The 12,814-nt window shown below is 34.6% G+C and carries 12 protein-coding genes; all 12 read right to left on the bottom strand.

Annotated elements, in window-relative coordinates:
- Positions 1-10: 10 nt before the first annotated feature.
- The 12 genes from A9C19_RS01115 to A9C19_RS21940 all read right to left on the bottom strand — a co-directional run bounded on the left by A9C19_RS01115 (position 11) and on the right by A9C19_RS21940 (position 12,538).
- Positions 11-1,093: an EpsG family protein gene (locus A9C19_RS01115; protein WP_072578247.1), complete on the bottom strand. Its 1,083-nt coding sequence runs from the start codon at positions 1,091-1,093 to the stop codon at positions 11-13.
- Positions 1,094-1,351: 258 nt separating this feature from the next.
- Positions 1,352-2,170, bottom strand: coding sequence for a glycosyltransferase family 2 protein (locus A9C19_RS01110; RefSeq protein WP_072581687.1), 819 nt, complete (start codon positions 2,168-2,170; stop codon positions 1,352-1,354).
- 55 nt (positions 2,171-2,225) lie between these two features.
- Entirely contained in the window at positions 2,226-3,275 is a 1,050-nt protein-coding gene (locus tag A9C19_RS01105; RefSeq protein WP_072578246.1) for an ATP-grasp domain-containing protein, read from the bottom strand.
- 2 nt (positions 3,276-3,277) lie between these two features.
- Positions 3,278-4,252 (bottom strand): SDR family oxidoreductase, encoded by a 975-nt coding sequence (locus A9C19_RS01100; protein WP_072578245.1) that lies wholly within the window; start codon positions 4,250-4,252, stop codon positions 3,278-3,280.
- A gap of 2 nt (positions 4,253-4,254) precedes the next feature.
- Entirely contained in the window at positions 4,255-5,637 is a 1,383-nt protein-coding gene (locus tag A9C19_RS01095; protein ID WP_072578244.1) for a nucleotide sugar dehydrogenase, read from the bottom strand.
- Between the two features lie 17 nt (positions 5,638-5,654).
- Positions 5,655-6,761 carry a glycosyltransferase family 4 protein gene (locus tag A9C19_RS01090; RefSeq protein WP_072578243.1) on the bottom strand — a complete coding sequence of 369 codons (1,107 nt, stop codon included), beginning with the start codon at positions 6,759-6,761 and terminating at the stop codon, positions 5,655-5,657.
- 23 nt (positions 6,762-6,784) lie between these two features.
- Positions 6,785-7,684: an SDR family oxidoreductase gene (locus A9C19_RS01085; RefSeq protein WP_072578242.1), complete on the bottom strand. Its 900-nt coding sequence runs from the start codon at positions 7,682-7,684 to the stop codon at positions 6,785-6,787.
- Between the two features lie 28 nt (positions 7,685-7,712).
- Positions 7,713-8,342 (bottom strand): sugar transferase, encoded by a 630-nt coding sequence (locus A9C19_RS01080; RefSeq protein ID WP_072578241.1) that lies wholly within the window; start codon positions 8,340-8,342, stop codon positions 7,713-7,715.
- Positions 8,343-8,961: 619 nt separating this feature from the next.
- Complete coding sequence (locus A9C19_RS01075) at positions 8,962-9,309, bottom strand: type IV pilin protein (protein ID WP_145925767.1); 348 nt, start codon at positions 9,307-9,309, stop codon at positions 8,962-8,964.
- A gap of 249 nt (positions 9,310-9,558) precedes the next feature.
- Positions 9,559-10,458: a UTP--glucose-1-phosphate uridylyltransferase GalU gene (gene galU, locus A9C19_RS01070; protein WP_072578239.1), complete on the bottom strand. Its 900-nt coding sequence runs from the start codon at positions 10,456-10,458 to the stop codon at positions 9,559-9,561.
- An 18-nt stretch (positions 10,459-10,476) separates the two neighbouring features.
- Entirely contained in the window at positions 10,477-12,297 is a 1,821-nt protein-coding gene (locus A9C19_RS01065) for a polysaccharide biosynthesis protein (protein WP_072581686.1), read from the bottom strand.
- Positions 12,298-12,385: 88 nt separating this feature from the next.
- On the bottom strand, positions 12,386-12,538 hold the full coding sequence (locus A9C19_RS21940; RefSeq protein WP_199445803.1) for a hypothetical protein: 153 nt from the start codon (positions 12,536-12,538) through the stop codon (positions 12,386-12,388).
- Positions 12,539-12,814: the final 276 nt, after the last annotated feature.

Genomic DNA, 12,814 nt, shown 5'->3' with positions numbered 1-12,814 from the left:
CCTTTTTTCCTTAAAAGTTAAAATCCTTATCAAAAATCCATTGGTAGTTAACCAAACTAGATGATTTCGTAACATCGATATACCAAAATATTCCGTAAAGGATTATTATAATCATTTGTAAAAGAAACTTTAAATACTTATCATTCATGTTTAAAAGTTTCGGTAAAGCTATAATGGTAAATGCATTAGTATATAATGCAAGCCTCGCTAAATAAGCACTCTGAGAGGTCGCCAACACAACAAAAGCATTAATGAATAATAGATTAATATAAAATAATTCTTCAGAGGATAATTTAAACCGTTTAGTGAAAACAAAGTAAATTGCTAATGGTGCAAATGCAACTAATACTCTATAAATGCTGACTTCTCTTAGTGCATAAGGAGTTGTTGCCAAAGAACTTTTTCGGAAGTTTTCTACTAATTCAAAAATAAATCCATAAGAAGATACTATTGCTAATGTAGCTAAACCTAATATAAAAATGTGTTTTAAATTTAATCTTGTACGTGGTACAAAATATAACAACCCCATTAACACTACACTAAAGTGGAACATACTAGCCGTAATAACTACTATCATGTATTTAATTAAATTTTTGTTAATAATATAACGATGCCCAGCAAATACAATGGCGCATGCAAGATATTGTTTGACACCATTAAAAGAACCGTGCCAAACTCCAACAAAGATAAAAAGTAAAATACTAAAAACAAACATCTTACTATATTTTGACAATGTTAAAACAAATAAAGTTATAGTTATTACCGATGCAATAAAAAACATTGTTGTATAATCATCGTATATAATACTAGATATCCAAGCTATAAACTTTAACCCCGGCTCCTCAAAAGTAAATAAACTGTTCCAAAAATTATTTACATAATATTCATAGTTTATTGAATACTGCCAATAATCTGTACCAACTCTCCATCTAAATCCGCCAACTAAGATTAAAGGTAAGGAGGTCAGAAGAACGAAAAAACGGTTATTCCTACTATAATAACCGTTTATCTCTAAGTTATTTGTAATTTTAATATAACTAGCCATGGTTGCAAAAATAAAAACCAACAAAGTGGTAATAATGTACACTATCATATTAATCATGCCTCTTTTTTATTCTTTCCAAGAGCTATATTTTTTATATCGACTTTTTAAAGTTTACCAACTTATAAATGTTACTTCATAGAATGAGACTCAGGGTTCGCACCTGTTGAGAAAAATGTGAGTTTCCTAAGAAATAAAGTCATTAACTTCCTACAAATCAACTCGAACGAACTCAAAGGGTGAAGCTAGCTGATAGGAATTTTCTTCCCCTCTTAACATGTGGTATATTTTCACTTTATAATTTTTAAATTAACTTTTACTCTTAAAACTTTGAAACTTCCTATATATATCTATTAATAAATAAGGTGTTATACTTTTTATAATAAATCTTCCTGTAGCAGGTAAATACCAATGGATAGGATAATTTAGCATTTTATATCCCATAATGGTAGTCTTATAAGCATTATATCTAACTTTAAAAGTTCTTCGTCTTATAGCTGCTGAATCTTCTCGCACAAAATATAAAGCTTCCTTTAGATTATCACCTTTAAACCCTTCTTTAAAAAACCTAAACCAGAGATCATAATCTTGTGACCTTTTGGTTCGTTCTGAAACTGTGTAACCTCCTAAATTGTCATAAACCCTTTTATAAGTCAGAATCGTTGCATGATTAAAAGGTATTTTATTTCTTAATGTATATTTATCAGGTTTTTTAATACTATATAATATATCATAAAGGCCATTTTCATTAAATCTTTGCATTGAGGTACCCACAAGGTCAAATGATGAATTTTTTTTCAAGAAATTTATTTGTCTTTCGAACCTTTCTGGATGTGATAAATCATCACCATCCATTCTGGCAATGTAAGTTCCAGTTGCATATTTTAAACAGTGATTTAAACTATAGGCTAGCTTTGAATTTGTTTTATTCTTTAAAATTATAAATTTGTCTGGAAACTTTTTTTTGTAATTTTGTATTATTTTAAAGGTGTTATCTGTGGAACAATCGTCGCATATTATAAATTCCCAATTTTCATACGTCTGTTTTAGGATAGATTCAATTGCGGCATCTATAGTTTCAGAACAATTATATACGCCCATTACAATGGAAATCTTATCTTTCTCCATCATTAAGGTAATCCTTTCTTTTTCCAAGTATTATAATTTATTTCAAATACAACATTTATACATTACTTTCATTTTCAACCAACATATTCTTTATAATTTCTTCTGGTGCATTTAGTGGTTCATTATGCCATTCACCACTTCTATCCCAGTGCCCCCCTAAATCCATTTGAGCTAGATGAGAAAAACCATAGCTAATTTCTACGATTTTAGGTGAATTTGTACGTGAATCAACAACAAAATCATAGCCCATACATTCAAAGCCTAACTCACCTGATATTTGGAAAGCTATTTCTCTTATCTCAGGTGTAATCAGCGACTTGTCATAACTAATGGACCCACCACCTGAGGCTCTAAAATCTCCTTTCCTCACATCCCGCGCTAGAAAACTTAATTTATTTTTAACAACTACAACTTTAAGGTCATATCCTTTATTTGGGATAAACTCTTGTAAATAAACATAACCTTTCTCGTTATCAAATTCTGCAGCCTTTTTAATTGACTCAATAAAGTCAGGGATTCTTTTTGCTCGTGCTACAAAATTCTTTATATTTCTTGATGTTTGAACATTAGACTTTGTTTTAAACAGAAGATTAGGTGTTGGATTAAGACCTTTACCAAACATTTTTTTTGCATATTTAATGGCTTCACCTTTATTTTTTAATAGTTGAACATTATTTGATCCCGAACCACTTTTTAACTTTGCAACGATTGGGTACACACAACTATTTTCATAGAAATCAACAGCTGACTTTAATTTATAGAATGTCCAAGCTTTTGGTATAGGTGCATTTATAGCTTGCAATATATAACTCTGCGCAATCTTGTCATCAAAATGCCAATTTGCTTCATGATCAGGAAAGACTTTAATACCTATTTTCTTTATACTAAGCAATATACTTCTTGCAAATTTCATTTCTTGTAACGAAAAATGATTAAAATGCCATAACAAGACATCAAAATCCTTTATTTTTTCTAATATATTATTAGAAAAGCAATCGACTACTTCATAGTCAATTTTTTCTTCTTTACAATACTCGATCCATACTTTGTCCCATGTAGTAGAGTGATCAAAAATATCCTTGTTCTGATGAATTGCAATTTTCATGGTTAAAGATTCTCCTTATACCAATCTATAGCTTTTTTAATTCCTAGTTCAAAACTCCAATGAGGATGATACCCCAGTAGCTCTTTTGCTTTACTAATATCAGCATTACTATGCTTAATATCACCTTTACGATCAGGGCCAAAAGTCGGCTGAATGTCTTTCCCTAAAGCATTTAATAGTTCCATATATATATCAATTAAAAACTCTCTTCCACCATAGGCAATATTAAAGGCTTCTCCTGCTGCTTCATGCGAGGCATTACAAGCTTTCAGATTAGCTTCGATTACATTCTCGATATAAGTAAAATCCCTACTCTGCTTTCCATCACCATTAATCGTTGGGGCTTCATCATTCAATAATTGCCTAATGAATTTTGGAATTACCGCTGCGTATGCACCATCGGGATTTTGTCTTCTGCCAAATACATTAAAATACCGCAAGCCATATGTGTCTAATCCATAGAGGTTTGAATACAATCTCCCATATTCTTCATTTACTTTTTTAGTAAGAGCATAAGGAGACAAAACATTACCTTCTATTCCTTCTTTTTTAGGTAGGTTAGGTTCATCACCGTAAACTGATGAACTTGAAGCATAGACAAATTTTTTCACACCGTTTCTTCTAGCAGCTTCCATCATATTTAAAGTGCCTTTTATATTTACCTCTTCATAAAACAAAGGCATCTCAATACTTCTTGGAACACTCCCCCATGCAGCTTGATTTAAAACATAATCGATTCCTTCACAAGCTTTCATACATGTTTCAAGATCACGAATATCTCCCTCGATAAATTCGTAATTAGGATTATCTAAAAACTCTTCTACATTTTCTTTTTTACCAGTTGAAAGATTATCTAGCCCTCTAACTTTATAGCCTAATTTCAGTATTGCTTCTACTAAATTAGAACCAATAAAACCTGCTGAGCCAGTAACTAAGAATTTACTGCCCTCCGGAAACTTTATATTTTCATATACCATTTTTACAACCTCCAATATACAAATCCAGTATCTTCTGCTTCTTTTCTATTAAATATCCCTTTAAGGTCCATTAGTACACAATCTTTTCTATCAATATTTATATCAAACTCAGAAGTTGCAGCTACTTCATTCATAGCTTCTAAATTAACATATCCAGTTGGGCCAAACATCATTTTTACATCTTCCAATTGCATAGCTTTAAATTCATCGTGTGGAACTGCAAAGATTACTGCATCCATTTCTTTTATATCTTCTATTTCACAAAGATTAATTCTATATTCACGCCATAAATCTTCTTTGTCTGCTTGAGGATCTACAACTTTAACGTCTACTCCGTACTCTTCTAATTCTTTTATTACGTCGACTACTTTTGTATTTCTCACATCGGGACAGTTCTCTTTAAACGTAACACCAAATATTGCTATTTTCGCACCATTTATTTGCTTATTCGCTTTAATCATTTTCTTTACCGTACTTTCGGCAACATATTTACCCATATCATCGTTTATTTTTCTTCCCGAAAGGATGATTTGGGAATGGTAACCCATTTGCTCTGCTTTATATGTTAGATAGTATGGGTCAACACCTATACAATGACCACCAACTAATCCTGGAGAGAAATTAAGGAAATTCCATTTCGTTCCTGCTGCTTCAAGTACTGCTTTTGTATCAATGTCCATTTTATTAAAAATAATAGAGAGTTCATTCATGAAAGCAATATTAATATCACGTTGTGAATTCTCAATAACCTTTGCAGCTTCAGCCACTTTAATACTTGCAGCTTTATACACACCGGCTTCAACAACTAATTCATATACTTTTGCAGCAGTATCTAGGGTTTGTTCATCTTGACCAGCTACAACTTTTATAATTGTTTCTAATCTATGAACTTTATCACCAGGGTTAATTCTTTCTGGTGAATAACCAACTTTAAAATCTACACCACATTTTAATCCTGATTCTCTTTCTAAAATTGGAACACAAATATCTTCAGTTACACCAGGATAAACTGTAGATTCAAAGATAACTATTGAACCTTTTGTCAAATTCCTACCTAACGTGCGGCTTGCTGATTCCACCGGTGTTAAATCAGGAGTATGATCATCTTTTACAGGTGTTGGCACTGCAACAATATGAAACTTTGCTTCTCTAAGTCTCGCTTCATCTGAAGTAAAATCTACTGTTGTATTTTTGATTACTTCATTTCCTACTTCTTTTGTAGGATCTATACCATTCTTATAAAGTTCAATTTTTTGTTTGTTTACATCAAATCCAATCACATCAGCCTTCTTTGCAAAGGCAACAGCGATTGGCATACCTACATAGCCAAGTCCAACTAATGAAATTTTCTCTTCTCTATTAACAATCTTCTCATATAAGTTCATATTGAATTCTCCTTTATTTATAAATCCATTGTCTGGATAATTGATTGATTTACAACTTTCACATCATATTTTTCTCTAGCAATCTTCGCACTCTCTTGTCCCATGTTTTTGCATATCTCGCGATCAGATATCAAGTATTCCATCTTATTTGTTAACCCTTTGATATCTTTTACCTTCACTAAATATCCATTTTGTCCTTCAATAACTGTCTCCCTACAACCGGGAGCATCGCTCGTTATGATTGACCTCCCCATTGCCATGGCTTCTAAAACCGTTTTTGGCGTACCTTCATGATAAGATGGTAATACATACGTGCTACATTGAGAGATAAATGGTCTCACATCACTTTGTTCCCCAAAATATTCAATAACACCATTTTCTATAAAGGGTTTCAGCTCATCTGGTTTTAAGGCAGAAGGATTACTGTCAAATGGCCCTACTAGCAAACAACGAACCTTAGGGTGTTTATTTTTAATTTCTTTACAAGCTTCTAAGTATTCCATTATCCCTTTATCTTTAATAAGTCTACCAATGTATAGAAATGCCGGTTCTTCTGGAAATTGTGTTGGTTTGAATTTCTCAATATCAACTCCCGAACCATTAATAATAACCGTCTTTTTACCTTTTACTAATCCATTTTGAATAAACTCATTTTTATCATCTTGATTCTGAAAAAATACTTTCTTGCTACATTTACAAGCAACCCAGTATTCTATTTTCATTATTGTTTTTACTACCTTGTTTTTAAAACCTTCTCCCCTAAATATCGAACCAAGTCCAGCTATTAAAGGGTATACTTCAGAAATACCATTTAATTTTGCAGCTATACTTCCATAAACAACCGTTTTAGCTTGGTATGCAAACACTTTATCAGGTCTTTCCTTTTTCATGAATGTATAAAGAAACCTTAAAGTTTTTAAATCTTTGAGTGGATTCATGCCATTTCGTTCAACATATAGCTGCCTATAATCAATATTGTATTCTTCGAACTTTTTCTTCCATTCTGCTTCAGGCTCAGAGCCTAATGCAATAACGGTATGACCATTTTCTATAAAGTCTTTCATCATATCCATACGAAACCAAAACAATGAAGATGTATGGCTTGAAAGTACAGCTATTTTCATATCAATGCTCCTACTCATTTTAGCTAATTTCTTTTTTTCTCTAGATACTCTTGAACTTCTATTTGTATTCCTTTTTCAAAAGTCATGGGATTATAACCGAAGTCACTATTTGCAGCACCGTGGGAATAGTTTCTGTCTTCTCCCATTCTCTGAACCCGTTCTATATAATCGATTCTTCCTAGCGTCAGAGTTTTAATAACTCTTACCATCAGTACACCTAAACTTAATGGTACGCTGATAAAGACTGTTTTTTTATTGAGTTCTTTGCTTATTAACCTGAAAGCATCTATCATTCTAATAGGCCTTTCACCGGATAGATCATAAGCGTCTCCATCAGACTCTATTGGAGACATTAATACAGTAAAAAATGCCTTCCCTAAATCTCTGGCATTCACTGGTTGAATAAAACTATTTCCACCGTTGATAACAGGCATGATTCTTAGTTTATCTATCATTTTAATAAACTTACTCATGTTTCTATCACAGAGATCTCCATATATCATAGAGGGCCTTAAAATTGTTATTTTTGTCAGAGATTTAGTATCGCTTTTTAGCTCTTTAATCTCTTGTTCTATTTTTTTATATCCTTCCGAGGCATACTTAAATTCAGAATAAATTCCTGTGGTGTGTACTAATATTGTCCTTTTAACTTTATTCTTAATAGCAGATCGCACTATCATTGGTGAATGGTGAATATTATAGATGTGCATTACCGTATCAACACCATTCATCACACTATCAATAAAGTCTGGATCATCTAAATCTCCTACAGCCTTTTCTATATTCAAGCCGCTGTTATCCAAAAGAGAAGTGTTGGATGTTTCCCTAACAACACAGCGGATAGAGCCTTCATATTTATTATTAATAAGTTCTTCTAAGAAGTATTTTCCCGTATGACCAGTGATTCCGGTGACTAAAAGCATTTGAACACCTCTATTACTCTATTTACTTTCATAAAGTTTCTTTCTCCTTAGTACTTGCAACTTCCTTCTTAACTCCGGTTCCACCTTCAACAACCCCATCACTCTTCACTACACTAACAATGGTCCCGAAGAAGCACTTTACATCCATCCAGAGGCTAATCTTCTCAACGTACTCCCCATCTAATTTCGCTTTCACTTCAATAGGAAGCTCATCTCTACCATTAATCTGTGCCCAACCAGTTAATCCAGGTGGTACGTCATTAGCACCATACTTATCCCTTTCAGCAATCAGATCATACTGATTCCATAGTGCGGGTCTTGGCCCAATAATACTCATCTGTCCCACAAAAATATTCCAAATCTGCGGAAGCTCATCAAGTGAGGTTTTTCTCAGGAATTTACCCATTTTTGTGATATACTGTTCTGGATTACCTAATAAGTGAGTTGGAGTGTCCTTAGGAGTATCTATTCTCATAGTGCGAAACTTCAAGATATTAAAATGGGTCTTGTTAATTCCAATACGCTTTTGCTTAAACAGTACCGGACCTTTTGAATCGAGCTTAATAGCAATAATTAAAATTAAAAAAATTGGTGATAGTACTATAAGTCCAATTAAAGAAAGAATGATATCTATCAATCTTTTAACCTTCATATACATCCAGCTACACTCCTTAAAATTTGTTCTTTAGTAGATTAGGACTTAATTAGAATCTGTTATTCATCAATTCCAACCAACTACTAAACCACTAAATCTTATCTATATCCGATAGCCACCTCGTAATATCTATTCAATCTAACAAGTAAATACGAAATAGATATTCACTATTAAGTCACTCTAAACCGAGTTTCTTCCTATTATATAGACCATTCAATCAATCTATAAATCTCACTAAAATCGCCTCAAACCCTCATCCCGCAAGGTTTCTAGCGTTCAATCTAACCACGATAGTCAGTTCCTTAACTCCATTCAATATTTTTCCATATTTTAGGTTGCCAAAAAGCCCGTCAAATCAACGTTTTCAAAATCCAAAATGCCCGATTTTAGTAATTTTATCTTTATATAGTGACAAAATGATACTATGTTATATAGATAAACTCCATATATTGAATATCTTAGTGATTTTTCACTGGTTTAAACACAACATGTTGTGGTTATCTATCAACCATTCTGACTTCCCAACTATTATTCAAACACTAAAAAATCATGGATTAAATGCACATCCTGTAACCCCATGTTAGTAACCTACTAACATCTAATCCATCCAAAACGAACGTACTCACAAAAACGGAACATCTCCCTCTTCGTCACCCTCACTACTCTCTTTATCACCAGAATGGACACTACAATGAACTTCACCATCAGCATAATTAACAATCCCGTCCTCTGGACAAACCTCATCTCCGTACCCAACTAAATAAGTTCTAAAAATAGCATCAGAGTGAGTAACACCCTCTACCACTAGATCTGTTTCATACATCTTCTCCAGCTTCTCTCTGTTCACATCACATACTTCTTCATAAGTTTTCTCTACATGCCCAAGTACCAAAGGCACTGCGATGGCAGTAATGATTCCCAAAATAGCAAAAATCGCCAACAACTCAACCATCGTTAACCCATTAATCACCAACTAAAACCTTAACCTTCTTCCTCATTCCTACCTCCAATCAACCAATAATAAGTCCCCAGAAGTAAAAAATAGAAAATCGCAAGATTTTCTTAAAAGCCATCAATTAAAATAATAATAAAATCGGGCATCCAACCCACCCTCACGCCATACCACCAACAACATCGTGTTTAAGGTCAAGAACAACCCACAGCATAGCCGAGTGCCTCCATTGATAAAGGTAAGGAGGCATCACCTATACATCAAATCCTAAATTAACCGTGAAACCGTCTCTTTCTCTACAACATTCTTCAAATAGTCGACTACTTCATCCTTCAAATCTTCTCGACCTAAAGCAAATTCGACTGTTGCCTTAATGAACCCAAATTTGTCACCAACATCATAACGTTGACCTTCAAATTCACAAGCCATGACATACTGCTGTTCATTTAACTTCTTAATCGCATCCGTTAACTGAATTTCTCCACCAGCACCTGGCTCTTGGTTTTCTAAGATATCGAAGATTCCTGGTGTTAAGACGTAACGACCCATAATCGCATAATTAGAAGGTGCCTCTTCAACACTTGGCTTTTCTACTAAGTCGTTGACCGCGAAGACATTATTTGTTTGTTTCGTTTGATCAATGGAAACAACACCATATTTTGATACGTCTTGCTCTGGAACCTGCTGCACGCCAATGACGGAAGCATCATGCTCTTCATATGCATCGATTAGTTGCTTTAAGCAAGGATAGTCAGGTGAATGCACAATGTCATCTCCAAGAAGAACGGCAAATGGTTCGTTGCCGATGAAGCGACTTGCACAGCCAATGGCATGTCCTAAGCCAAGTGGTTCTTTCTGACGAATATAATGAATGTTTGCGAGCTTTGAAATCTCTTGAATTTCTTCTAGCTGATTGAACTTCTCTTTTTTCGCAAGTGTTTCTTCTAGCTCATAGGATTTATCAAAGTGATCCTCGATTGCACGCTTTCCACGACCTGTGACAATGATGATATCTTCAATCCCTGATTGAACCGCTTCTTCAATAATGTATTGAATCGTTGGCTTATCAACGATTGGAAGCATTTCCTTTGGCTGAGCCTTAGTGGCTGGTAAGAATCTTGTTCCTAGACCTGCTGCTGGGATAATCGCTTTTCTCACTTTTTGCATCGTTATCACTCTTCCTCTCTACTGAACACTTTCTAGTAAGTATGAGTCCTTCTTATTCGCAAGACCTAATACATATTCTCTTAAGTACTCTGTGTCGAATGTTTCATAGTTATTAATAAGCACTCGAACTGTTTCATAATCAAAATCCACTGTTTTTCCAATGAAGATTTTCGGGAATACCGCTTCACTGTGAACCTCATTTTCCCCTAGCAGTTCCTCATACATCTTTTCCCCAGGGCGAATCCCTGCGAACTTAATGCTAATTTCATCCTCTGTATAACCAGATAAACGAATAAGATTTTTCGCAAGATCGACAATTTTCACTGGCTCACCCATATCTAGCACAAAGATCTCGCCCCCGCGTGCTAGTGCACCGGCCTGCATCACAAGTCTCGATGCCTCTGGTATTGTCATAAAGTAACGCGTCATATCTGGGTGAGTCACCGTAATCGGACCACCAGCTTGAATTTGCTTCTTAAAGAGTGGAATAACACTTCCACGACTTCCAAGCACATTTCCAAATCGTACCGCGACAAAGTTCGTTTGACTTGCTTTGTTTAACTGCTGAATCACCATTTCAGCGACACGTTTTGTTGACCCCATCACATTTGTTGGGTTAACGGCTTTATCAGAAGAAACAAGAACGAATGTATTCACTCCAAATGTATCTGCAGCCTCTGCTACATTCTTCGTTCCGAGTACATTGTTTTTTACCGCTTCAATCGGATTGTACTCCATCAACGGTACATGCTTATGTGCTGCCGCATGGTACACAACATCTGGCTTATACTCCTCCATCACAGAGAAAATCCGATGACGGTCTTGAATATCAGCAATCACTGGGATAATCGTCACATCCTGTTGATGTCGATTTCGTAGCTCCATATCAATTGCATAGATCGAGTTTTCCCCATGTCCTAACAATAAGAGCTGTTTCGGCCTGAACTTGCACACCTGACGGCAAATCTCAGAGCCTATTGATCCACCAGCACCTGTTACTAGAATGGTTTTACCAGTAATCTTCTTCGAAATACTTTCTAAATCGAGCTCAACAGGGTCACGTCCAAGTAAGTCCTCTACCTGAACATCGCGGAACTGGTTAACTGCAACCTTTCCTGTGACAATATCCTCAATCATTGGCATGATTTTCGTTTTCGCAGTTGTTTTACTACATTGTTGATAGATATGTTGAATTTCTGTTTTGCTTAAGGAAGGAATCGAAATAATAATATGGTCAATATCTTGATTTTTCACGATTTCCGGAATATCTTCCGTTTTACCAAGAACGGTTACCCCGTATATTTGTAGCTTTTGTTTTTTTACGTCGTCATCAACAAAGGCAACGGGTTTGAGTTCACTATCTTGGTTTTTTAATAGCTGTCTCACAAGCATCGTTCCCGCTGAGCCTGCTCCAATAATTAACGCATTCTTCGTTTCTACCTGTGATTTAATATAACGATCACGTATCATTCTCCATGAAAAACGAGATCCTCCAATTAAACACATATGTAGGAGCCACGTAATGAAGAGTACTCGTACATAGACATTCCCTACTGTAATAAATTGTACAGCAGCTGTTGTTAAAATAGAGAATGTGATAGCTTTCACAAGGGCGACTAACTCCCCTACACTCGCATACTCCCAAGCCTTATGGTACAACCGATAAATAAAAGCAAAAATATGATGACTAACTAGTAAGGCAAGTGAGCTAACTACAAGCATGTGAAGCGAATAATAGGATACATAAGGATTTAAAACAAAATAGCCGATATATATTGAACATAAGACGATGAGTGAATCTAAACCAAGGAGCAGTGAAACCCGCTTTGAATAACTCAAGACCATCCCTTCCCTTCTTCTTATAAATGTCGATAATAAATAGTTAATGAAAAATCATGTCTAGTAGATATGCTCTTTCATTAGCTATTTATGATTCTTTCAAGCTTTCTTTCTCTAAACGGCTCTCTATTACTTGATTTAGGATTTTCTGTATTTCTTCTAACTTCTCAACTGGTGCATCCTGGTAAAGATAACGAATTGCTTTCTTCATTGACTTAGGTAATTGTGGGAAGCTGTTCATGTATTCTACTCCTGTATACGTTCAATGATGGTAGATAATTGATTGGATCTTATTGGCAAGTTGCTTTATCGAGGCAACGATTTATCAGATGTTGTTCATGTTGTTCGTTCTAAAATCGTGTGTAGTGGGTATATGACTGCATATAATTGAGATGGATCGTTCTAAGTCTTTTGTTATAGTTATAATCCAACTCAAACCAATCAATATACCCACCACATTTCTATTTAATGTTATTAACTAGTTGTTAAATCCTATATTTCTGATGCGAAATAAATC

This window comes from Bacillus weihaiensis (assembly GCF_001889165.1).
GTDB lineage: Bacteria > Bacillota > Bacilli > Bacillales > Bacillaceae > Metabacillus > Metabacillus weihaiensis.
The sequence above is the reverse complement of the archived record's forward strand: the minus strand, read 5'-3'. Positions and strand labels throughout refer to the sequence as shown.